Below are 20,298 nucleotides of genomic sequence, written 5' to 3'. Positions count from 1 at the left end.
AAACCGGCCGACCGCTGTGGAAGCGGCCGGCCGGTTCGTGGAACGAAGCGGATGTCAGAGCGCGAGGCGCTCACGCACGACGTCCGCGAGACGTTCTGCGTAGGTTCGCACCGACTCTGCGTCGGCGGCCTCGACCATGACCCGAACGAGCGGCTCCGTGCCGGACTTGCGCAACAGCACGCGTCCGCTGTCGCCGAGCTCGGCCTCGACCGCGCGCACCGCCTGCTGCACGCCCTCGTCGTCGATGACACGATCCTTGTCGACATCGCGCACGTTGATGAGCACTTGGGGGTAGACGGTCATGACCGCGGCCAGCTCGGCGATCGACTTCTTCTGGCGAGCCATCTCCGCGACCAGGTGGAGGCCGGTGAGAAGGCCGTCACCAGTCGTGGCGAACTCGCTCATGATGACGTGGCCGGACTGCTCGCCGCCGAGGGCGTACCCTCCGCGGTTCATGTCCTCGAGCACGTAACGGTCGCCCACGGCCGTCTGGCGGACCGTGATGCCGTGTTCGCGCATGGCGACGTGCAGACCGAGGTTGCTCATCACGGTCGCCACGAGGGTGTCATCCGTGAGGTGTCCGCGCTGCTTCATCGCGACCGCGAGGATCGCCATGATCTGGTCGCCGTCGATGTGAGCGCCCTGAGCGTCGACCGCGAGGCAGCGATCGGCGTCGCCGTCGTGGGCGATTCCGATGTCGGCGCCCAGACGCACGACGGCCTCTGCGAGGTTGTCGAGGTGGGTCGAGCCCACGCCGTCGTTGATGTTGAGACCGTCGGGATCTGCACCGATCACGGTCACCTCGGCGCCGGCGTCACGGAACGTCTCCGGCGAGACCCCGGAGGCGGCGCCGTGCGCGCAGTCCAGCACGACGTGGATGCCGTCGAGACGGTTCGGAAGCGAGCCGAGCAGGTGCACGACGTAGCGATCCTCGGCATCCGCGAAGCGGTCGATCCGTCCGACGCCGGCGCCGGTGGGGCGCAGCATCTCTCCGGACATCGCCTGTTCGATGCGCAACTCGACCTCGTCCGGGAGCTTCACGCCCCCGCGGGCGAAGATCTTGATGCCGTTGTCAGGCGCAGCGTTGTGCGACGCAGAGATCATGACGCCGAAGTCGGCATCGCGATCGGCGACGAGGAACGCGAGTGCGGGCGTGGGGATGACCCCGGCCTCGAGCACATCGACACCCGACGAGGCGAGTCCCGCGGCGACCGCGGCGGTCAGGAAGTGTCCGGAGACCCTGGGGTCCCGGGCGACCACTGCGGTGAGTCGCTTGCCTTCGGCCTTGCGGGCCTCCGCAGTACGGCCCTGGCCCAGGACGACAGCAGTCGCCTGGGCCAGGGTGAGCGCCAGGTCGGCGGTGAGGATGCCGTTGGCAAGTCCTCGCACGCCGTCCGTGCCAAAGATCGGCATCGGAGCAGTGGACCTTAACGCTTCGAGTACTGAGGCGCCTTGCGGGCCTTCTTGAGTCCAGCCTTCTTGCGCTCCTTGACGCGAGCGTCACGCGAGAGGAAGCCGGCCTTCTTCAGGGTCGGACGGTTGTTCTCCTCGTCGATGCCGTTCAGCGAACGGGCGATGCCGAGGCGAAGCGCGCCGGCCTGGCCCGAGGGGCCACCACCGGAGATGCGCGCGATGACGTCGTATGCACCGGCGAGGTTCAGCACGGTGAACGGGTCGTTGATCAGCTGCTGGTGCAGCTTGTTCGGGAAGTAGTCCTCGATCGTACGGCCGTTGACCGTGATCGTGCCGGAGCCGGGGACGATGCGCACGCGGGCGATGGCCTGCTTGCGACGTCCGACTGCGGCGCCCGGGACGCTGAGCACGGGGCGGGGAGCCGCCTCGACAGCTTCGGTCTCGGGAGTCGAGGTCGAGTAGTTCTGAGCTTCGGTGGTGTCCTGGATGTCAGCCACGAGTATGTCCTTAAGTCTTTACGGCGCTTACTGGGCGACCTGGTCGAGGGTGTACGGCGTCGGCTGCTGCGCGGCGTGCGGGTGCTCGGCACCGACGTACACCTTGAGCTTCGACAGCTGCTGGCGGCCGATGCTGTTCTTGGGGAGCATGCCACGGATGGCCTTCTCCACAGCACGGACCGGGTTCTTCTCGAGGAGCTCGGCGTAGGTGACCGACTTCAGGCCGCCCGGGTAACCGGAGTGGCGGTAGGCCAGCTTCTTCTGGAGCTTCTGACCGGTGAGCGCCACCTTCTCGGCATTCACGATGATGACGAAGTCACCCGAGTCGATGTGGTTGGCGAAGGTGGGCTTGTGCTTGCCACGCAGGAGCGTAGCGGCGTGCGAAGCCAGGCGGCCGAGAACGACGTCGGTGGCGTCGATGACGACCCAGTCACGCTGGACCTCGCCGGCCTTCGGGGTGTAAGTGCGCGTCACGATGGTGCTGCTTTCTTGTGTCGAACGGAGAAGTTCGTGAATCCCACTCCGGGGTGGTTCTTCCTCGCGATCTCATCGGGAGGGGAACACGCCAGTGGAGGGCTCACGTTCGGATGGTCGCCGTCCTCCGAGGACGGAGAACGGCACCAAAGAGACAGCATACGCCACCCGGGCGTGTTACCTCAAACCGGGAGGGTGCTCAGTCCGGGTGCACCGTCACCAGGATCGGACGGTGATCACTCGACCCCTGCGGAAGCGTGGTGATCGCGTCGACCTCGAACCCGACCGATGTCGCGAAGTCGTAGTGGCCGCGGAACACGCGGTAGCGCGTGTAGGTGTGGTCATCGCTGAGCGTGAGGGCGTAGCCCTGGTTGCGCACGGCCTGACCGAGGTTCTCCTTGAAGACCGGGTAGTTGTAGTCCCCGACCATCAGCTGCGGCAGCCCCTCCCCGAGCTCGGCGAGAGCGGAGAGGGCCGCGCGGATCTGATGACGACGCAGCGAGTTGAGGGCGGTGAGAGGCGCCGCGTGGAACGACGCGACGATCAGCTCGCGTCCGTCGTCGATGTCGAGCAGCCGAGCACCCAGCACACGCTCGTGCGCCGGCTTCAGCATCCTGTCGTGCAGCGACTTCTTCAGCTCGATCGCACGGATCTTCTGCAGGCGGAACGTGCTCGTCCGGTAATAGAGCGCGAGGCCGAGGCGGTTCCCCTGGGTCGCGTCCGCGAGCACCAAGTCGCCGATCCGGTCGGGTAGGCCCTGCACATCGCACTCCTGCAGGCAGAGGATGTCGGGGTCGTGCTGGCCGACGAGCGCCACGAGCTCCGTGGCGGCTCGGTGCTTGCGCAGGTTGTAGGAGATGACCTTCATCACTTCTCACGCTAGCCCGTCCTGCTTGGAGTCGGGTGGCAAACACGTAGCCGTTCGGTGATTGCCTCAGTGGGCCATGTCGCGCATCGCGACAACGTGTTCATCGAGCCGGTCCCGGGTCGCGGCAGCGTGGTGGCGCGCACCGCCGACGGATGTCGTGAGCGGCATGGGGAGTTGTCCCCATCGACGGCTTTGCCGGTTCGTCCGTAGGGTGGAGCTATTCGGGCCGGAGGGGTCCGTTCCAAACGATTTGCGGAGGTGTGGACGATGGCCGATTTCGGTGCGTCTTATGCGGAGATGGAGCAGGTGGCGTCGTCGCTGTCGCAGGCTCGTGATGACATTCAGGGTCAGTTGGACACGCTGAAGGGTCAGGTCGACACCCTGCTGGGTGAGGACTTCAAGACGCAGCACGCGTCGGGCAAGTTCGGTGAGGGCTACACCGAGCTGACGACGGGTCTGAAGACGGCGGTCGATGGCATCAACGACATGTCCGAGTCGCTGCTGGGCATGATGCGCGCGATCCAGGACCTGGACCAGCAGCTCGCCGGCAGCTGAACCACAGCAGCGTTTTCGGGCGGGCGGGTCGGTGACGTGCACCGATCCGCCCGCCCTTCTCTGCCCCAGCCCGGGCCGAGCATCTTGACCCTCACAGCGCAAGGACTCTGACCGTGGACGTACTGCTCGACCGTGAGCACCTCCGCGACGCTCACGACACGCTGAAGACGGCGAAGCATGGCTTCGAGGACGCCGGCTCGATCAACGACACCCTTGAGAGCGCCAGCTGGCGCGCGGCTCCGAGTGGGCGTCGCTGAACAGATGGGGCATCGCCCTCGCCGACTGCGCGGCGAAGTCCGGGCCGCGCAGCGCGACCATCGCGGATGCGAGGGCGGATGCCGTGCTGGGCACGGTTCCGAAGATCGGTGGAGCCGGCGTGACGTCGGTCGACAGCCGGGTCGCGGGAGCCGCCGGAGGGGTCTACAGCAGCCCGATCAAGCCGTTCTACTGCTCTTTCGGCCGACCGTAGACTGACACCGTGCCGTTCTCGACACAGCCCATCTTCGGACTCAATCGCGGCTGGCTGCCCCTGCGACTCGGCGTCCTACGATTGATCGCCATCCTCGCCACGATCGCGACATTGGCGCAGTGGATCGTGCCTGTTGGTGCCCGCCTCATCCTCAACTGCGGTCGGGTCTACTACTCCAACGAGTGCTTGAGTTTCGGAGATTCGGTACTGCCGTGGCCCGTGCTGAGCGTGCCCGCCTGGCTCACGATCACGACCGGGCTGATCGCGATCGGCTGTGCCTCCGCCTACCTCCTGCTCGGCGGGCTCGAGATCGCCGACGACATCGCCTACATGACGTTCGTGCCCCTGCTGGCCGGCTATATGACGATCTTCATCGCCGCGTTCGAGAAGGACCCGACGGGGACGATCTGGACACCGGGCGCTGACGGCTACCCGATCAGCTGGCATTGGCTCGTCGCCCCGTTCACTCTCGTGCTCATCGCATCGGGGATCATCGCTGCCGTGCGCATGAAGCGCCTGCGCGCAGAGCGTCGGAGACGGAGAGCACTGCGTGTCACTGAAAGATGACCTCCTCGGCCGCGTCGAACCGACGCCGCAGGGCTAGACGCTGCTCGTCCCGCCGGATTGGGGGCGGTTCGCATACACGGTCTCGCAGCGCGCCGTCACCTTCTCGAAAGGTCGGGCGGTGATGTCGTTCGTCGCACCTGCAGAGCATGTGCCCGTGTCGATGATGCTGCGCGCGCAGCGCCGCGACGGAGAACGCACGCTGGTCGCCGATGTGATCGATGCAGCCCCGGTGCTCGGGCTCGTTCTCGATGACGTGATCTCGCTCGTCGGCGGCACGCCTCCCGCAGCCGATCGTCCTTCGCTCCGGACTCAGGCCCCGGCCTGAGACGACCGCTATTCGCTGTCGCGGCGAGCGCGCGTCTGCTCGGCTCGCGCAGCGAGCAGGCCGTCAGCCGGGTAGCCGACCTCCATCAGGGTGAGTCCCCGTGCGGCCAGCACCTTGAACTCACTCGTTCGGGTCACCGCGTCGCGCAACACGACCAGGTCGGAGACATCGAGGCGCCCCTCCCCCACGGCCACGCAACCGCCGACGAGTGCGCGCACCATGCTGTGGCAGAAGGCGTCCGCCTTGACCTCGGCGATCAGCACGCCATCGGCGTCGCGGGTCCAGCGGTAGTCGAGAAGCGTGCGGATCGTGGTCGCCTCGTCACGTGGCTTGCAGTACGACGCGAAGTCGTGGAGTCCGATCAGGCTCTGCGCCGCGGCATCCATCGCCTGCTCGTCCAGCCGGCCGCGCACCGCGGTGGTGTCGTGGCGGCGCAGCGGATCGAAGCCGGCGACCTGATCTGCCAGGCGGTACCGGTACCGCCGCCATACCGCAGAGAACCGGGCATCGAACCCCTCGGGTGCCCGTGAGGACCGCGTCACCGTGACGTCGGAATACGCGCCCAGCACGCCGCGCATACGCCCGGCGATCGACCCGGCGGGGTCCTGTGGAGCGCGCCCCTGACGGGCCTCGATGCGCGCCCACTGCGTGTCGTCCAGGTCGACGTGGGCGACCTGCCCCCGCGCGTGCACGCCGGCATCCGTGCGTCCGGCAACGACGAATCGGACGTCCGAGCCGACGATACGCGCCAGCGCCGCCTCGAGCGTGCCCTGCACGGTGCGGAGCGTCGGCTGTCGCGCCCACCCGCGGAAGTGGGTGCCGTCGTAAGCGATGTCGAGCCGGATGCGCACGAAAACAAGCTTAGGTCGACGGCACCCCGATCAGATTCCGCCGTCGATCGAGCGGATGAAGTCGCCGGGCTCGTCGGGCACCATCACCTCGGTGTCGCGGTTGAGGCTCTCGCCGCGGAAGAACCGCTTCGACCGCGGGAAGAGGTACCAGACGAACATCAGCACGAGGCCGAATGCCAGCGAACCGATGCCGATCACGAAGGTGCCGCCGATACCGAACAGCACTGTGTAGCCGTAGTCCACGTCCCACATGTCGATCGCGGACTGCACGAATGCCGCGGTGAGCATGAGTCCGCCCAGCAGCGGGAACAGCCCTTTGAAGAAGAACTCGCGCGGCGAGCGGAAGACATCGGCGCGGAAGTACCAGACGCACGCGAAGCCCGTGATGGCGTAGTAGAAGGCGATCGCGAGACCGAGCGAGAGGATCGAGTCCTGCAGGATGTTGTCGCTGATCAGCGTCATCCCGACGTAGTAGACCGAGGCCACGACCCCCATCACGATGGTCGAGAACGAAGGTGTCTTGTAGGTCGGATGCACTTCCTTGAACTTCGCAGGCAGCGCGCGATACACACCCATCGCGAGCGTGCCCCGGGCCGTCGGCAGGATCGTGGTCTGCGTCGATGAGATCGCCGAGATGATCACGGCGACCACGAGCACCCAGCCGAACGGCCCGAGCAGGCCGTCCTTGATCGCGAGGAAGAAGTCGTCGGCGTTGGCCTCGTTGCCCAGGCCCGTGCCGGTATCGCCGAGACCCGCGTACATCATCGCCGCGATCGTGACCGTGACGTAGGTGAAGAGCAGGATGACGGTGGTCAGCAGCGCCGCGCGGCCAGGGATGCGCTGGGGGTCCTTGGTCTCCTCGTTCAGCGCCAGGCAGGTGTCCCAGCCCCAGTAGATGAAGAGCGCGAGCAGGATGGCCTCGGTGAACCCCGACCAATCGGTGAAGGCGAACGGGTTCATCCATTCCCAGTCGAATGCGGTCGCGCCGGGCGCGTTGCCGGAGAAGAACTGCCACAGCGCGGTCACCACGAAGATCGCGAGGGCGAGATACTGGATGCCGAGCAGGATGTTCTGGATGCGCTCGCCGATCTCCACCCCGCGCCAGCTCACCCAGGTCATCGCGGCGATGAAGCCGACGGCGAGCACGACGACACGCCAGTCGTTGTTCTCCAGGTCCTGACCGATCAACGACCAGAAATAGACGGAAGCGATCTGCGCCAGGTTCGCGAGCACGACCATTCCCGCGACGGCGACGCCCCATCCGCCCATCCAGCCCACCCACGGCCCGAAGGCCTTGGCGCCCCAGGTGAAGGTGGTGCCGCAATCGGGAACGGCATTGTTGAGCTCTCGGTAGGCGAAGGCGATGAGCAACATCGGCACGAAGGCGATGACGAAGGCGATCGGCGCCTGCGCGCCGACAGCGATGACCACGAACCCGAGGGAGGCGACCAGCGAGTACACGGGAGCCGTGGAAGCCAATCCGATGACGGTGGATCCCCAGAGCCCCAGTGTGCCGGCCGCCAGTCCTTTTCCGTCGGGTCGTTCCAGATGGATTGGCGTTGTCGACATGGTGTGAACATAGGGCCGCGGGAGAGGCCCGGTCAAGGGCCAGGGCGTGCGCTCTGCGTGGTTCCCGGACCTACTCGCACGAGATGGTGGGATTGGACAGAGCGATGTCGTCGTTGGCTCCGAGCGCATCGCCGCGTGGCCGAGGCGGAATGAGGAAACGGTAGGTCAACGTGATCGTCGTCGTCCCCGCGGGTACCAGATAGCTGAAACCGATCGTCTGCGGCCCGAGGCTCGGAAGCAGATTGGTACGGGTATCGCCCTGCCACTGCACGACACCGTCGATGTTGATCTGCACCTGCTGGAACCGCGTGTTCGCGTTGTTCACCCCATTCCCCCACCGCCCCACCCCCTGCACGGCGAAGGTATAGGTTGCTCCGGGCGTGACGGGGATGACGACATCGGTGATGACGTAGGCGAGGGGCGTGTTCGACGCGGGCGCGACAGCGATGCTGTCTTGTGTGGACACGAAGCCGGACACCCCCGACATCGAACGGAACCACCCGTTCGTTCCGTTCGCACCGCCGGAGTCGACCAGTCCCTGGCCCTGATTCACCCAACCACCCCAGTCCCCTTCCGCGATGACCGGGCACACGGGGATCACGCTTGCGGCCTGGAGGGGTGACGCGATCACTGTCGCGATGAGAGGAAGCGCCCAGGCCGCTCCCACGATCACCTGTCGACGATCAGGCGATCTCGGCTCGTCGGATGAACGGTCCATCGGGCTCCTTGCCAGTGGTGGAGCGGCCACCCGCGAGAAGAGGCGTTCACCGGTCGACGGCCGCAGGAACTCTCAGCAAAACACCTCGCCCGCACGGCTACCACCCCTACAACTGGTGGTTTCCTCGCCCGATCACTCCGAGCGGCGGAGCATCTCGCCGGCGTTGTCGGCCACCCACTCGACGAGCGGGAGCATCCGCTCCATCAGATCCCGACCGAGCGGGGTGAGGCTGTACTCCACGTGCGGGGGCACCGCGGGGAACGACTCCCGATGCACGAGGCCGTCTTCGGTGAGCGTGCGCAGCGTCGACGCGAGCATCTTCTCGCTGATGCCGTCGACCTCGCGCCGCAGCTCCCCCCAGCGCTGGGTCCCTTCGGAGAGGGACGACAGCACCAGCACCCCCCACTTGCTCATGACGTGGTCAAGCACGACACGCGTGCCGCAGCCCTGCCGGAACACCATGGGAGTCGTTTCCTTTATCTGCGCAAAACTCACCATCATGTAGGTACCTTACTTCAAAGTGGGTACCCGTAAATCGGAAGGTTTACCTCGAGACAACGGTTGTCGGAGATGTCACCTACGAAAGGACTCCCATGACCATCCTTGTCACCGGCGCGACTGGCAACCTCGGCCGCCTCATCGTCGAAAGCCTCCTGGAGCGCGGCGCCGCACCGCAGTCGATCATCGCCGGTGTGCGCGACGTCGCCAAGGCCGCGGACCTGAAGGCCCTCGGTGTTTCCGTGGCGGTCGTCGACTACGACCAGCCGGCAACCATCGCCGCCGCGCTCGATGGCGTGGATGCCGTCGTGCTCGTCTCCAGCTCCGAGGTCGGACGCCGCGTGCCCCAGCATCAGGCGGTCATCGATGCGGCGAAGGCCGCCGGTGTGACGAAGTTCGTCTACACGAGCGCCTCCCAGGCTCCCACCAGCGACCTGGTGCTCGCGCCTGAGCACAAGGCGACCGAGGAGCTCATCGCGGCCGCTGGTCTGCCCGCCGTGATCCTGCGCAACAACTGGTACACCGAGAACTACGCCGCCGACCTCGCACGCGCCGCCGAGACGGGTGTGCTCGCGGCGGGAGCCGGCGAGGGACGAGTCGCATCCGCCAGCCGCAAGGACTACGCGGAGGCCGTCGCGGTCGTGCTGCTCGAAGACGGCCACATCGGCCAGGCTTACGAGCTCGGCGGCGACGTCGCCTGGAACTACGCGGACCTCGCCGCCGCGATCGCCGAGGTCACCGGACGCCCGGTCGAGTACCGCGCGCTCACGCCGGAGGAGCAGTCCGCGGCTCTCGCGGCGGCGGGGCTCGACGCCGGCACCGTCGGCTTCGTCGTCGCCCTCGACGGCGGGATCCGCGATGGAGCCCTCGCCGACACCGACGGCACGCTCGCACGCCTGATCGGTCGTCCGACCACGCCCCTCGTCGAGGGGCTGCGCGCGATCGCCTGATCCGTCGCAGGTGGATGTCGAGAAGCGCCGCTCGCGGAGGGGGGAGCGGCGCTTCTCCTACGGCCGGGGCCGGCCGTAGCTCAGGACGCCTCGCGCGAATGCACGTAGACGACCGTGAGTGTGATGGCTGTGGCGCGCAGCCCTCGTTCATCGAGCAGAGCGGCGATCGCGTTCCGGACTGCCGCCAACGTCGCCGGGGCACCGACGGCGGAGTCCACACCGACAGACGCCTCCACCCGCACGCCGTCGTCACCCTGGGTAACGGCCACGAGCGGTTCGTCCTGATTACGCACGCCGAGCGCGGACGCGCCCGCGCCCACCAGATTGGAGATCAACGAGCCGGAGCGGTAGATGTCATCCACGCCCGGGGTCGCCCGTACCGCCGTATCGATCGCGGCGGCCAGTTCCTCATACTCGGTCATCATCGGCTCCTCTCGGCCCAGGCCGACACATCGTAGACGTCGCGGATCCTCACATCGATGGCGACGATATTGAGTTCGGTGTGCGCTCTCAGACGCTGCTCCGCCTCCGCGCGCAGGCGTTCCGCCAAACGGGGGATCGACTCGCCGAATCGTGCGCTGGCCTCGATGTCGATACGGATCGGCGCACCTGCGATCGTCACGTCACCATCCAGTCGGCACCGACCGACGAGCACGCCGGGTACCGCATTCTCGGCCGAGCGGATCAGGCCGCGCACGGCACCTTCGGTGATCCCGAGATCGACGGAGGGCTCCGGCGCATCGAAGGGGATCCGTCGGCCCGCCCGCGCATCCAACGCGATGCCGCTGAGGATGCGGTCGACCCAGCTTTCATCGACGTCCGGCGCCGCGGCGGCATCGGCGTCGATCAGCTGCCCGCCGAGCCCCTGCAGGCGTTCGAGCGCGTCCAGAGCCAGCCGGCATCCCGGAGAACCGTCGATCGTCGGATCGGACGGATGCCGGCCCGCGTCGAGGTAGTCCGAGAGCTCTTCGAGCGTATGGCCGTCGAGGTCGTCCGGCTCCAGGCCGAGGTGACGCAGCTCGGGGATCTCGTGGTCGTCAGTCATCGCCACTCCTCCATCCGTACGATCATGTATTTCCTGGCTCGCGCCAGCAGGCCGCGCGCGGTGCTCGTGGAGATGCCGAGCTCGTCGGAGATCTCGTCATACGAGTACCCGCCGATCTCGCGCAGGACCCAGCACTCCCGTTGCGCAGCGGGAAGTTCGCGCAGTGCTTCCGCGAGTGCTGCGACCCCCGCTCGCGCCTCCGCCACTCGCGGCGGCGACGCATGCGATGGAGCCTCCTGTTCGACATCGTCGACGTCGACGATGGGACGCAGACTGCGGATGCGGTCCACCGCCTTTCGGCTCACGATCCGCATCAGCCAGGTCTTGACCTTCGCAGGATCCTCGAGCTCCGAGAACCGCTGCCAGGCGGTCACGAACGCCTCCTGCACGATGTCGTCCACATCGGACGAGGAGTTCAGCATCCGCTGCGTGTAGGCCCTCATCATCGGCGTGTATCGGCGGACGAGTACCGCGAAGGCTGCGACGTCACCGTCGATGGCGCGACCGGCGACGATGGCGTCGTCCGCTGCTTCCCATGCGCTGTGAAAGCGTTCCCCCACCATCTATTCACTCCCTCGTTCGGATCCCTGAGGAGATTCGGAGCGGCGGCGAGATTGGATCGGGTTCTCGACCCGACGCCACCTGGATGCCGCTTCATCGCGTGCCCTTTCTCACGCCCGCGAGCGACGGCCGGTGATCGCGCCGTAGATGAGCAGTACCCCGAGAGAACCGCCGACGGCCAGCGCCCCGGTGGACGGAGAGGAGGCGAAGAAGCCCATGACGTGTCCTTTCGAGGAACGGTGGGGAGGGGTGCGCGCCCCCTCCCCGACGATCCGCTTACTTCTTGAACGCGTCCTTCACGTTCTCGGCAGCATCACGGACGTTGCCCTTCGTCTGCTCGGCCTTGCCCTCAGCGACGAGCTTGTCGTCGTTGGTGACGTTGCCGACGACCTCCTTGGCCTTGCCGGAGATCTTCTCTGCAGCGGCCTTGATCTTGTCTTCAGCGCTCATGTCTCTTCCTTCCTCCGTTCGGCCCCGGATCTCGGTTCCGAATACTCTCCCCCGTCGATGCCGCGGGAAGTCCGTTGTCGTGAATGCGTGTCGCGGGTGCGTCAGATGCGCGATGACGCTGCATCATCGGCGTCATCCGCGGGGATGTGCACGTCGTTGATGGTCACGTTGATCTCGACGACCTCCATGCCGACGAGTTCGACCATCACACCGTGGATGGCCGTCCGCACATCGTCAGCCACCTTCTGCAGGGCCACCGGGTACTCGGCGACGATCGTCACATCGACCGCGACCTGGGTCTCGCCGACCTCGACGGTGATGCCCTGTGAGAGATCCGTGGTGTTGAGGGCGTCTCGGATGGCGCCGACGACACGCGCCGCTCCCCCGCCGAGGGCGTACACGCCAGGTACCTCGCGGGCGGCGATACCGGCGATCTTGGCGACGACGCCGTCTTCGATCGTGGTCTTCCCGGTCGCAGGACCCTGCGTCGCCTGGACCTGAATGCCGCCTGCCGCGTTCGCCATGCTGCTCTCCTTCATCTGTGCGCCGCCTCCGGTGGGGAGTGCGGGTCGTTTTCGATCGACACCCCTAAGACGTGTCGACCACGGAATTCGTCACAGATTCGTTCGAACTTTTTCTCGGACGGCTCATCGCGACCGTTCACAGTGCACTCTTAGATTGAGAGTGCAGAATTGCACTCTATGGATGACAGTGCAGGATCATTGCGCGAGCAGCGCAAGCGCGAGACATCACGCGCGCTCACGACGACCGCCCGTGCGCTGACGTCGGAACACGGTTTCGCCGGCTTCACGATCGAGGAGCTCTGCTCCTCGGTCGGAGTCTCCCGCCGCACGTTCTTCAACTACTTCGAGAGCAAGGAGAACGCGGTCTTCGGATTCGCCGTGATCGACTCCCGGCAGGAGCAGCTCGAAGCAGCATTCCTCTCGCGGGATGGCGACCTGCTCGACGACTTCATCGAGCTCACGGCCCGTCGCTTCGACCTCTTCAATCCGCTGGACGACGCCCCCGCGCTCTTCGCCGTGATCGAGCAGGAACCGCGCCTGCTCAAGGCGGCCTTCGAGCAGCTCGCGAAGAACGAGCGACGCGACATGGGCCTGATCGTCCAGCGGCCGGACAGTGGACCCGACGCGGATCTCCGCGCCGAGGTCATCGTCCACACCGTCGGCGCCCTCGTGCGCCTCTGCATGGATCAGCTCCTTCACCATCAATCCACCGAGCCCTTCGCGGACCTGCTGGCTCGACGCCTCGACATCGCCCGCTCCGCCTACACACTGTCACAGAGAGACTGCTGAATGTCCGCCACCGCCACCGCCACCAAGGATGCGCCCTTCCTGCTCACCAAGCGCCGCATCTGGATCATCTTCAGCGCCCTCATCGCGGGCATGCTGCTCTCCAGCCTCGACCAGACCATCGTCTCGACGGCCATGCCCACGATCGTCGGCCAGCTCGGCGGCGTCGATCACCAGGTGTGGATCACCACCGCCTATCTGCTCGCCACCACGATCGTGATGCCCATCTACGGCAAGTTCGGCGACGTGCTGGGGCGACGCAACCTCTTCCTGATCGCGATCGCCCTGTTCACGCTCGCGTCCATCGGCTGCGCGTTCGCGACCGACTTCTGGATGTTCGTGGTGTTCCGCGCCCTGCAGGGTCTGGGCGGCGGCGGGCTCATGATCCTGTCGCAGGCGATCATCGCCGACATCGTGCCGGCCAACGAGCGCGGCAAGTACATGGGCCCGCTCGGCGCCGTCTTCGGGCTCTCGGCCGTCGCAGGTCCTCTACTGGGCGGCTTCTTCGTCGACCATCTGACGTGGCAGTGGGCCTTCTACATCAACATCCCGGTCGGCATCGCGGCGTTCATCATCGCGCTGGTCGCCCTGAGGCTGCCGAGCAGGAAGGCCCAGAAGCCGATCGACATCTTCGGCGTGATCTTCCTCTCGATCGCAACGACCTGTCTCATCTTCTTCACCGACTTCGGCGGCGACAAGGAGTTCGGCTGGGGTTCGCTCGCCACCTGGGCCTGGGGCGCCGGCCTCGTCGTCGCAGCCACGGCCTTCGTGATCACGGAGTCGCGGGTGCAGGACCCGATCATCCCGCTCAGCCTGTTCCGCAACCCGATCTTCATCAACGCCACGGCGATCGGCCTCGTGCTCGGCATCGGCATGTTCGCGGCGATCGGCTTCGTGCCGACGTTCCTGCAGATGTCGTCAGGCACCTCGGCCGCGGCATCCGGCTTGCTGATGATCCCGATGATGGTCGGTCTGATCGGCACGTCGATCTTCTCGGGCATCGCGATCTCGAAGACCGGGAAGTACAAGATCTACCCGATCGTCGGCACGATCCTCACGGGTATCGCGATGGTCTCGATGACCACCCTGTCGGCGGCGACACCGATCTGGCTGATCTGTGTGTTCCTGTTCGTGTTCGGCGCCGGTCTCGGCCTGATCATGCAGGTCGTGGTCCTGGTCGTGCAGAACGCCGTGCCCTCGAACGAGATCGGTACCGCGACCAGCACGAACAACTACTTCCGCGAGGTGGGTGCCTCTCTCGGCACTGCGGTGTTCGGCACGATCTTCACCACGCGCCTGACCGAGAACCTGCTCGGCGTGTTCGCGGATGCCGGTGCTTCTCCGGATGCCGCATCGCAGGCCGCCTCCACGATCGACCCGTCGACGCTCAGCTCGCTGCCCGACGAAGTGCGCGAGGGCATCGTCACCGCCTACGCCGACGCGCTGGCACCCGTGTTCTGGTACCTCGTGCCGTTCATCGTGCTCGCACTCGTGCTGTCGCTGTTCCTCAAGCAGATCCCGCTGTCGGATCAGGCGGGACTCGTGGCCCGCGGAGAGGCGATCAGCGGCGAGGAGGCGGAGCGCATGGAAGCCGAGATGCGCGGCCAGGGAGCGAGCGCGCCGGTCGGCGCTGCCGCCCCAGACGGTGAGAAGCGCGACACCGGGAGCATCCCGACGTCACGCTGAACGCACGAAGCCCCGGCCGATGCGGCCGGGGCTTTCTGCGTCCGCCGAAGGCGGTATCCGGCTCAGGACAGGCGGCGCTGATCGTGCGCGAGCCGCGCCCGCAGCCCCGTGTGGATCGAGATGTAGGTCTCGGTCTCACGACCGGTCAGGGTGGCGAGGTTGGCGAGCAGGCGATCCACGTGGTCGGCGAGCATCCGCGGGTCCGTGTTCTGGCGCGGGGTGACCGCGACGTGCAGCACCGGCTCCCGGCGGATGTCGTTCGCCGTCACGTGCGTCGAGAGGATCTCGTCTCGCGTGTCGAGCGAGTTCTTCACGGCATCCGACACGAACGACTCGGTGACGGTGACCCGGCCGAGGGGGTTCTGCGTGCCAGATGAGCGGAAGATCGTCTTCGACCGATGCCCTGCCACGCTGGTGAGCGCGAGGATCAGCAGGATGATGACCACGACGATCGCCGCCACACCGCCCACGGCGATCCAGGTGATCTGGCTGCCGGCGATCTGCGTCGACGCGAACGCCTGGTCGAGCCAGGATTGCGCCCCCTTGGCACCGGCCTTCCACACGTCTGCGGCGGTGGGCCACGTCATGATCGCGATCCCGATCGCGCCCAGACCGAGGAACAGCAGTCCGATGATCAGCAACAGGGTGCGGTTCAGCGCACGGTTCGTGTTGTTCACAGCTCGTCTTCCTTCTCGGTCGGGCGCTCGATGCGCACGCGGGTGCGAACGGGGCGTGTCAGTCGATAGGTGCCGAGTTCGGCCTCTGCCGCCGTCTGCACGTCGCTCTTGTCGAGCGCGATGCCCGCGCCGGGCCGCACCGTGACATCGACGCTGCGGTGACCGACGCCGACGGTGATGTTCTCGCGCGCGATGCCGATCTCCTCGGAGAGGTGCTGGGCGAGCGCACTCGCGATCACACCGTTGTCGACGACGACAGCGCGACCTCCGGCCTCGAGGGTGTGCTTCGACAGCCTTCCAGGCATGACCGCCAGCCAGATGAAGATCAGACCGATCACGGCCAGCACGACACTGCCGGCGATGACGAGCCCTGCGGGCTGCGCCGTCGGCAGGCCGACCAGCCATCCCCAGCCGGCGACGGGACCCGCCAGGAGTGCCGGCTGTGCGGCGATGTACAGCACGATCTCCAGCCCGATGTACGCGAGGGCCAGGATGAGGACGATGACGGCGACGAACACCGCAACGGTCCGGGGCGAATGCGTCTCGCGTCGCACGACGCGGCGCAGCACGGGCGTACTCATAGCACTCGTCTCCTTACCGGCGTCGTGGCGCCGGTGATGGTGAGGTTGATCCGATGGACGTCTCTGCCGAGCAGAGTCGTCAGGCGCTGCTGCAACTGCTCCTGCAGCTCACGAGCCTGATCGAGCACCGGCACGGTCTGCGCGATCGCGGCGGTGTCGTCCAGGTCGGGTATGGGAAGAGGGGTGGCGATGCGGACGGCGATGCCGGCCGGATGCTCGGTGACATCGACCTTCACGTCACCACGAGGCACACCGATCAACGTCGCTGACGCCTGTTCGGTGACCGTACGGTACACGCGCTCTTTCACGTCGATGCGGCCGGGAACGGTGACCCCGCCGGTGGTGACCCCGGAAGGGCCACCACCGGGGATGATGTGCTGGTCGGCGCGCATCAGGAGGTACGCCGCCCGGTGAAGGCATCAGCGAGACCGCGCACGTCGATCTTGCCCGAGGCGATGCGGCCGACGAGCGCTCCGATGCCTGCGAACAGGGCCATGAGGAGGAATCCCCAGAACCCGAACAGCAGCGCCGCCAGAGCGAGGAGGGCGCCGATCAGGGCGCCGGTCGTGGTGGGGCTCATGAGACTCGCGACTCCTCTTCGGTGTCGCTGTCGTCGCCGGGGACGTGCACGTCGTTGACCTCGACGTTGACCTCGACGACCTCGAGTCCGACCAGACGGCTGATGGCACCGGCGACCGCGGCGCGCACGTTGCCGGCGACTTCCTGCACGGGAGCCGGGTACTCGACCACGATGGTCAGGTCAGCCGCGGCCTGGGTCTCGCCGACCTCGACCTTGACACCCTGCGCGAGGTCGGTCGCGTTGATGACGTCGCGGATCGCACCAAAGGCGCGTGCTCCGCCACCGCCGAGCGCGTACACGCCCGGAACCTCACGGGCGGCGATACCGGCGATCTTGGCGACCACGCCGTCGGCGATGACCGTCTTCCCGGCGGCGTTCTCATCTGCGGGGACCCGCGACGTGGAGAACGTGCTCGAGCGGTCGACGCGCGATGCCGCAGTGGACTTCGGCGCGGCCGTCTTCGGCGTGGCCTGAGCGAGCTCCGACTCCGCGGGAGTGGTGGGGGTGTTCTGGTCCTGGTTTGCCATGACGAGTCCTGTCTCGATGTGTGTCCGACCGCATCCCTGTGGGCTTCGGTCAGGAGCGAGGTGGTCGCTCATCAGTAAGACGGTCGAAGCGGCGGATTCGTCACAAATCAGTTGTCGCTGACGTGGCTGCGCATGCTCGGCCCCGCGCACGAGATCACGAGGGAGGCCGAGCGTGCAGGCGATCCGATGAGACTCGTGCCCAGCCTCCAGGAGCTTCTGTCGCTCTACAAGACGCCACCGCAAGACGACATCGCCGTCCGAAATGGGCTGACGCGCCCCGATGCACACTGCCGTGCGTTCATCGCGCACAGCCCCATCGTCTTCATCGGTTCGACGGCGGACAGTACGGATGTCTCGCCCCGAGGCGATCGAGCGGGTTTCGTCGAAGTCCTCGACCATCCGACGCTCGCAATCCCCGACCGGCCCGGCAACAATCGCCTCGACACTCTCGAGAACATCGAGCGCGACCCTAGTTGTACTGCAGGCATTCGTCGTAGCCGCGCGGTGCGAGTTCCGAGCCCTCCCGCACAAGTTCCCAGCAGCGCGGATCGCCGGAGCCGCTGTCTATCCCGAAGGCGATCGTCATCTCGCCCGATCGACCAGTAGCGAAGCCACCACCCCCGCAGCCCGTATCGGCGCTGACCAGCCAGAAGTTCTGGGTCTCGACCGAGAGCTCCCACGTACCGGAGCAAGCCACTGTCGCATCGGATTCGGAGAGACTCGAGTCACCGGTCGTGACCCACTCCGGCATGTCTGTCATCTCGAAGGTGCCGTCTTCGTGCAGGGCCAATCGCCCGTCACCGTGCTCCCAGGTGCCGACGAGATCTGCCGGCTCCTCGGCGTTGGGGTACACATCGAAGAAGCCCGCGCAGCCGGTGAGCGTGCTCGCGACGAGAAGTCCGATGAGCGCTGCCAGTGCGGATGACCGGGGCGAGCTTCTGCGCATGGGAGCGACGCTAGCACCGCGACCGCGAACCTGACACGGCGGCAGCCGAGAGAAGAGCTCCGCGCGTGGATGGAGGCAAACACACGTGCCGACGTCGGCAGCGGCCTGGATGCCTCGCAGGTGCAACTCATGGCGTGGCCGGACGAGCGACCGGCGGCACGGCGGGCTGCACGCTCCTCCGGGGACTTCGCACGGGCACCCTGGCGCGCGCCTCGTGGAACCACTCCGTCTATTGGAAGAGGAAGATCGCCAGCACCCCTAGAGGAACCCCGATGACGAAGAACATCAAGCCGATGATGGCGTACCGGCGCTCGACCCTGCTCGCATTCGCCTTCATACAGCCAACAATCCCATCAACTCCACACGAAGTCGAGGGCAAGGGGCGTTTGCGCCCTGCGACAACACGCAGATGCGCCCCTCCAGCCCCGCGACTGCGACGCGGTCGCCTTGATCTGGTGAGCGACGCTGTCGCTCGCAGCTACTCGAACGGTTTGGACTGGATCCGCCGCGTCGAGAGGATCGTCGCGTCCCGGGTCACCCGGCTGTAGACACACGTGAGCCTGGCTCGTCATACCGTCCGGAAGACTGCCAGGCTCCGAGGGCTACTGCCCGCCGTACCTCAAGCGTAACGCGCAGGCACCGACAACGGCCAGCGGTCAGCTGCCTCGAGCCGCGTCCAGCACAAGGCCTGCACACCACTCCCCCGGCCGCTCCGCCCATCGCCCTGGATACGACAAAACCCCCGGAAAACCGGGGGTCTGAGTCTGTAGCAGGAGCGGGGCTTGAACCCGCGACCTCACGATTATGAGTCGTGCGCTCTAACCAGCTGAGCTACCCTGCCGCGAGGCATCCGTCCGCGTGAGAAGAATGCTGCGAGCCCCGAGTCAGGATTGAACTGACGACCCCTTCCTTACCATGGAAGTGCTCTGCCACTGAGCTATCGGGGCGTGCTGCCCCTCGCGGGGCAACCGTACGAGAATACCATCACTGTGGCGTCCTCATGAAATCGAGCCGTCAGTACGAGTACCGACCCGCATTCTCGCGCAACCACGGCAGCGGATCGATGGTCGTTCCGTTGACGATGAGCTCGAAGTGCATGTGGGCGCCGTAGGAGCGTCCGGTGTTTCCGGTCTTGCCGACGACGGTACCGACCGTGACCTTGTCTCCGGCCTTGACCCGCAGCGAGCCGTACTGCATGTGCGAGTAGTGGCTCGTGATGACAGATCCGTCGATCACGTGATCGATGTAGACCGTCACCCCGTAGGCGCCGCCCTGCTCGGTCGCGATGCGCACGGTTCCGTCGGCGATGGCCTGGACGGGCGCGCCGTCGCCGGGCACGAAGTCGATGCCCTCGTGCAGGCGTCCGCTGCGCATGCCGTAGCCGTAACTCATCCCCACACCGACCATGAAGGGCCACTGGATCGCGGCGTCGGGGTCGTTGGTGAAGATCTCGCTGGAGTAGTTGATGCCCTGTTCTGCAGCGACATCGACGAGGGAGATCGTGCTGAAGTCGTCGTCACGGGCGAGCGACTCGCTCTGCACGTCGGAGGAGGCGATGAACGCCTGGATCTCATCGTCGCCTGCTGCGCCCTTCGCCGCGGCGGAGCCGGCGACCAGTGAGGTGGAGGCGACCGAGGTGCCTTGCGCCGCGGCGACAGCCTCCGCGGGGAGCGTCATCGAGACGGCGAGGAGACCGGCGAGGCTCATGACACCGACCGTGGCACCAAGGGCGAGGAACTTGCGGGCGTTGCGCGGACGGCGCGGTGCGACGTGCGCGTCGGGAGCGGCGACGCTCTCCGTGCCCTCGTCGTCGGATCCGTTCGGCGCGGAGGTCTGCTGCAGGGCGACCGGACCGGTCACGGCGCGGAACGCGCGGGAGGCGAGCTCGAACGCGTCGGCGTGCGCATCGGCCTCCGCCGCGGCAGCGGGGGCTGCGACGAAAGGAATCGACGGCGTCTCGACACTCTCGTCCAGCAGCTCGGCCGGAGTCGGGATGCTGACGGCCTCATCGGCTGTGTCTGCGACGGGAGTCTCGGCGGTCATCCGCGCGCGGACAGCGCGGCGCGACAGCGGGGTCGCGGTGGCGCGGGCCACGGCGGAGTCAATGGAGGCAGAGTCCGTCGTACCCGCCGCGGGGGCCTCGAAGGCCGCTGTGCGGAGTCGGCTGGAGCGACGCGTGGG

At 66.8% G+C, this 20,298-nt stretch carries 27 protein-coding genes and 2 tRNA genes; 7 read left to right on the top strand and 22 right to left on the bottom strand.

The features are described from left to right. Positions 1-54: 54 nt before the first annotated feature. From glmM to KZC51_RS07085, 4 genes are all read right to left on the bottom strand, one after another. Positions 55-1,413: a phosphoglucosamine mutase gene (gene glmM, locus KZC51_RS07100; protein ID WP_247629300.1), complete on the bottom strand. Its 1,359-nt coding sequence runs from the start codon at positions 1,411-1,413 to the stop codon at positions 55-57. Between the two features lie 14 nt (positions 1,414-1,427). Beyond that, positions 1,428-1,910 carry a 30S ribosomal protein S9 gene (gene rpsI, locus KZC51_RS07095; RefSeq protein ID WP_141872934.1) on the bottom strand — a complete coding sequence of 161 codons (483 nt, stop codon included), beginning with the start codon at positions 1,908-1,910 and terminating at the stop codon, positions 1,428-1,430. 27 nt (positions 1,911-1,937) lie between these two features. Beyond that, positions 1,938-2,384: a 50S ribosomal protein L13 gene (gene rplM / locus KZC51_RS07090; protein WP_047520838.1), complete on the bottom strand. Its 447-nt coding sequence runs from the start codon at positions 2,382-2,384 to the stop codon at positions 1,938-1,940. A 199-nt stretch (positions 2,385-2,583) separates the two neighbouring features. Further along, on the bottom strand, positions 2,584-3,252 hold the full coding sequence (locus KZC51_RS07085; RefSeq protein WP_247629299.1) for an endonuclease/exonuclease/phosphatase family protein: 669 nt from the start codon (positions 3,250-3,252) through the stop codon (positions 2,584-2,586). 267 nt (positions 3,253-3,519) lie between these two features. On the opposite strand from KZC51_RS07085, the gene KZC51_RS07080 reads away from it, so the two are divergent. The 4 genes from KZC51_RS07080 to KZC51_RS07065 all read left to right on the top strand — a co-directional run bounded on the left by KZC51_RS07080 (position 3,520) and on the right by KZC51_RS07065 (position 5,168). Then, positions 3,520-3,807, top strand: coding sequence for a WXG100 family type VII secretion target (locus KZC51_RS07080; RefSeq protein WP_028501988.1), 288 nt, complete (start codon positions 3,520-3,522; stop codon positions 3,805-3,807). Positions 3,808-3,920: 113 nt separating this feature from the next. Further along, positions 3,921-4,064, top strand: a complete 144-nt coding sequence (locus tag KZC51_RS07075) for a hypothetical protein (protein ID WP_247629298.1) — start codon at positions 3,921-3,923, stop codon at positions 4,062-4,064. A gap of 221 nt (positions 4,065-4,285) precedes the next feature. After that, complete coding sequence (locus KZC51_RS07070; protein ID WP_247629297.1) at positions 4,286-4,843, top strand: hypothetical protein; 558 nt, start codon at positions 4,286-4,288, stop codon at positions 4,841-4,843. 121 nt (positions 4,844-4,964) lie between these two features. Next, entirely contained in the window at positions 4,965-5,168 is a 204-nt protein-coding gene (locus KZC51_RS07065; RefSeq protein ID WP_247629296.1) for a hypothetical protein, read from the top strand. A gap of 8 nt (positions 5,169-5,176) precedes the next feature. On the opposite strand, the gene truA is transcribed toward KZC51_RS07065, so the two are convergent. The 4 genes from truA to KZC51_RS07045 form a co-directional block, all read right to left on the bottom strand. Next, the gene (truA, locus tag KZC51_RS07060) at positions 5,177-6,019 is read right to left on the bottom strand and encodes a tRNA pseudouridine(38-40) synthase TruA (RefSeq protein ID WP_247629295.1); all 843 of its coding nucleotides are present in this window, start codon (positions 6,017-6,019) and stop codon (positions 5,177-5,179) included. A 30-nt stretch (positions 6,020-6,049) separates the two neighbouring features. Beyond that, on the bottom strand, positions 6,050-7,588 hold the full coding sequence (locus KZC51_RS07055) for an APC family permease (protein ID WP_247629294.1): 1,539 nt from the start codon (positions 7,586-7,588) through the stop codon (positions 6,050-6,052). 70 nt (positions 7,589-7,658) lie between these two features. Then, complete coding sequence (locus tag KZC51_RS07050) at positions 7,659-8,306, bottom strand: hypothetical protein (RefSeq protein WP_247629293.1); 648 nt, start codon at positions 8,304-8,306, stop codon at positions 7,659-7,661. Positions 8,307-8,438: 132 nt separating this feature from the next. Further along, positions 8,439-8,807 (bottom strand): winged helix-turn-helix transcriptional regulator, encoded by a 369-nt coding sequence (locus KZC51_RS07045; protein ID WP_247629292.1) that lies wholly within the window; start codon positions 8,805-8,807, stop codon positions 8,439-8,441. 92 nt (positions 8,808-8,899) lie between these two features. Between KZC51_RS07045 and KZC51_RS07040 the strand changes: the two genes are divergently transcribed. Next, a complete protein-coding gene (locus KZC51_RS07040; protein ID WP_247629291.1) occupies positions 8,900-9,754 on the top strand; it encodes an SDR family oxidoreductase in 855 nt (284 codons plus the stop codon). 80 nt (positions 9,755-9,834) lie between these two features. Here the strand turns inward: KZC51_RS07040 and KZC51_RS07035 are convergent, their stop codons facing one another. The 5 genes from KZC51_RS07035 to KZC51_RS07015 form a co-directional block, all read right to left on the bottom strand. Next, the gene (locus tag KZC51_RS07035; protein ID WP_247629290.1) at positions 9,835-10,176 is read right to left on the bottom strand and encodes a hypothetical protein; all 342 of its coding nucleotides are present in this window, start codon (positions 10,174-10,176) and stop codon (positions 9,835-9,837) included. Further along, positions 10,176-10,799 carry an Asp23/Gls24 family envelope stress response protein gene (locus KZC51_RS07030; protein WP_247629289.1) on the bottom strand — a complete coding sequence of 208 codons (624 nt, stop codon included), beginning with the start codon at positions 10,797-10,799 and terminating at the stop codon, positions 10,176-10,178. The genes KZC51_RS07035 and KZC51_RS07030 overlap by 1 nt, the downstream gene beginning before the upstream one ends. Continuing rightward, positions 10,796-11,362, bottom strand: a complete 567-nt coding sequence (locus KZC51_RS07025; RefSeq protein ID WP_247629288.1) for an RNA polymerase sigma factor — start codon at positions 11,360-11,362, stop codon at positions 10,796-10,798. Before KZC51_RS07025 ends, KZC51_RS07030 begins: the two co-directional genes overlap by 4 nt. A 274-nt stretch (positions 11,363-11,636) precedes the next feature. Continuing rightward, entirely contained in the window at positions 11,637-11,810 is a 174-nt protein-coding gene (locus KZC51_RS07020; RefSeq protein WP_247629287.1) for a CsbD family protein, read from the bottom strand. Between the two features lie 101 nt (positions 11,811-11,911). Then, positions 11,912-12,334, bottom strand: coding sequence for an Asp23/Gls24 family envelope stress response protein (locus KZC51_RS07015; protein WP_247629286.1), 423 nt, complete (start codon positions 12,332-12,334; stop codon positions 11,912-11,914). Between the two features lie 177 nt (positions 12,335-12,511). Here KZC51_RS07015 and KZC51_RS07010 point away from each other — a divergent pair, with 177 nt between their 5' ends. Then, positions 12,512-13,123 (top strand): TetR/AcrR family transcriptional regulator, encoded by a 612-nt coding sequence (locus KZC51_RS07010; protein WP_247629285.1) that lies wholly within the window; start codon positions 12,512-12,514, stop codon positions 13,121-13,123. Then, positions 13,124-14,806, top strand: coding sequence for an MDR family MFS transporter (locus KZC51_RS07005; RefSeq protein ID WP_247629284.1), 1,683 nt, complete (start codon positions 13,124-13,126; stop codon positions 14,804-14,806). A gap of 62 nt (positions 14,807-14,868) precedes the next feature. On the opposite strand, the gene KZC51_RS07000 is transcribed toward KZC51_RS07005, so the two are convergent. From KZC51_RS07000 to KZC51_RS06960, 9 genes are all read right to left on the bottom strand, one after another. Then, positions 14,869-15,483, bottom strand: coding sequence for a hypothetical protein (locus KZC51_RS07000; RefSeq protein ID WP_247629283.1), 615 nt, complete (start codon positions 15,481-15,483; stop codon positions 14,869-14,871). Beyond that, a complete protein-coding gene (locus KZC51_RS06995) occupies positions 15,480-16,064 on the bottom strand; it encodes a DUF6286 domain-containing protein (RefSeq protein ID WP_247629282.1) in 585 nt (194 codons plus the stop codon). Before KZC51_RS06995 ends, KZC51_RS07000 begins: the two co-directional genes overlap by 4 nt. Continuing rightward, a complete protein-coding gene (locus KZC51_RS06990; RefSeq protein WP_247629281.1) occupies positions 16,061-16,456 on the bottom strand; it encodes an Asp23/Gls24 family envelope stress response protein in 396 nt (131 codons plus the stop codon). The genes KZC51_RS06995 and KZC51_RS06990 overlap by 4 nt, the downstream gene beginning before the upstream one ends. Beyond that, entirely contained in the window at positions 16,456-16,644 is a 189-nt protein-coding gene (locus KZC51_RS06985; protein WP_141872954.1) for a DUF2273 domain-containing protein, read from the bottom strand. The genes KZC51_RS06990 and KZC51_RS06985 overlap by 1 nt, the downstream gene beginning before the upstream one ends. Next, positions 16,641-17,171, bottom strand: coding sequence for an Asp23/Gls24 family envelope stress response protein (locus KZC51_RS06980; RefSeq protein ID WP_247629280.1), 531 nt, complete (start codon positions 17,169-17,171; stop codon positions 16,641-16,643). The genes KZC51_RS06985 and KZC51_RS06980 overlap by 4 nt, the downstream gene beginning before the upstream one ends. A gap of 469 nt (positions 17,172-17,640) precedes the next feature. After that, on the bottom strand, positions 17,641-18,117 hold the full coding sequence (locus KZC51_RS06975; RefSeq protein WP_247629279.1) for a hypothetical protein: 477 nt from the start codon (positions 18,115-18,117) through the stop codon (positions 17,641-17,643). 767 nt (positions 18,118-18,884) lie between these two features. Beyond that, a tRNA-Met gene (locus KZC51_RS06970) sits at positions 18,885-18,958 on the bottom strand. A 34-nt stretch (positions 18,959-18,992) separates the two neighbouring features. Further along, positions 18,993-19,064, bottom strand: a tRNA-Thr gene (locus KZC51_RS06965). 67 nt (positions 19,065-19,131) lie between these two features. Then, positions 19,132-20,211 carry a M23 family metallopeptidase gene (locus KZC51_RS06960; protein ID WP_247629278.1) on the bottom strand — a complete coding sequence of 360 codons (1,080 nt, stop codon included), beginning with the start codon at positions 20,209-20,211 and terminating at the stop codon, positions 19,132-19,134. Positions 20,212-20,298: the final 87 nt, after the last annotated feature.

The sequence above is a fragment of the Microbacterium croceum genome (genome assembly GCF_023091245.1).
Taxonomy (GTDB): domain Bacteria; phylum Actinomycetota; class Actinomycetes; order Actinomycetales; family Microbacteriaceae; genus Microbacterium; species Microbacterium croceum.
This window is presented reverse-complemented; position numbering and strand designations above follow the sequence as displayed.

What these genes read in the sequence shown, in the direction of transcription:
- glmM (WP_247629300.1), bottom strand. Translation starts at nt 1,413, where the DNA reads ATGCCGATCTTTGGCACGGACGGCGTGCGAGGACTTGCCAACGGCATC.
- KZC51_RS07085 (WP_247629299.1), bottom strand. Translation starts at nt 3,252, where the DNA reads ATGAAGGTCATCTCCTACAACCTGCGCAAGCACCGAGCCGCCACGGAG.
- KZC51_RS07080 (WP_028501988.1), top strand. Translation starts at nt 3,520, where the DNA reads ATGGCCGATTTCGGTGCGTCTTATGCGGAGATGGAGCAGGTGGCGTCG.
- KZC51_RS07065 (WP_247629296.1), top strand. Translation starts at nt 4,965, where the DNA reads ATGTCGTTCGTCGCACCTGCAGAGCATGTGCCCGTGTCGATGATGCTG.
- KZC51_RS07055 (WP_247629294.1), bottom strand. Translation starts at nt 7,588, where the DNA reads ATGTCGACAACGCCAATCCATCTGGAACGACCCGACGGAAAAGGACTG.
- KZC51_RS07050 (WP_247629293.1), bottom strand. Translation starts at nt 8,306, where the DNA reads ATGGACCGTTCATCCGACGAGCCGAGATCGCCTGATCGTCGACAGGTG.
- KZC51_RS07045 (WP_247629292.1), bottom strand. Translation starts at nt 8,807, where the DNA reads ATGATGGTGAGTTTTGCGCAGATAAAGGAAACGACTCCCATGGTGTTC.
- KZC51_RS07040 (WP_247629291.1), top strand. Translation starts at nt 8,900, where the DNA reads ATGACCATCCTTGTCACCGGCGCGACTGGCAACCTCGGCCGCCTCATC.
- KZC51_RS07035 (WP_247629290.1), bottom strand. Translation starts at nt 10,176, where the DNA reads ATGACCGAGTATGAGGAACTGGCCGCCGCGATCGATACGGCGGTACGG.
- KZC51_RS07030 (WP_247629289.1), bottom strand. Translation starts at nt 10,799, where the DNA reads ATGACTGACGACCACGAGATCCCCGAGCTGCGTCACCTCGGCCTGGAG.
- KZC51_RS07025 (WP_247629288.1), bottom strand. Translation starts at nt 11,362, where the DNA reads ATGGTGGGGGAACGCTTTCACAGCGCATGGGAAGCAGCGGACGACGCC.
- KZC51_RS07020 (WP_247629287.1), bottom strand. Translation starts at nt 11,810, where the DNA reads ATGAGCGCTGAAGACAAGATCAAGGCCGCTGCAGAGAAGATCTCCGGC.
- KZC51_RS07015 (WP_247629286.1), bottom strand. Translation starts at nt 12,334, where the DNA reads ATGGCGAACGCGGCAGGCGGCATTCAGGTCCAGGCGACGCAGGGTCCT.
- KZC51_RS07010 (WP_247629285.1), top strand. Translation starts at nt 12,512, where the DNA reads ATGGATGACAGTGCAGGATCATTGCGCGAGCAGCGCAAGCGCGAGACA.
- KZC51_RS07005 (WP_247629284.1), top strand. Translation starts at nt 13,124, where the DNA reads ATGTCCGCCACCGCCACCGCCACCAAGGATGCGCCCTTCCTGCTCACC.
- KZC51_RS06995 (WP_247629282.1), bottom strand. Translation starts at nt 16,064, where the DNA reads ATGAGTACGCCCGTGCTGCGCCGCGTCGTGCGACGCGAGACGCATTCG.
- KZC51_RS06990 (WP_247629281.1), bottom strand. Translation starts at nt 16,456, where the DNA reads ATGCGCGCCGACCAGCACATCATCCCCGGTGGTGGCCCTTCCGGGGTC.
- KZC51_RS06985 (WP_141872954.1), bottom strand. Translation starts at nt 16,644, where the DNA reads ATGAGCCCCACCACGACCGGCGCCCTGATCGGCGCCCTCCTCGCTCTG.
- KZC51_RS06980 (WP_247629280.1), bottom strand. Translation starts at nt 17,171, where the DNA reads ATGGCAAACCAGGACCAGAACACCCCCACCACTCCCGCGGAGTCGGAG.
- KZC51_RS06975 (WP_247629279.1), bottom strand. Translation starts at nt 18,117, where the DNA reads ATGCGCAGAAGCTCGCCCCGGTCATCCGCACTGGCAGCGCTCATCGGA.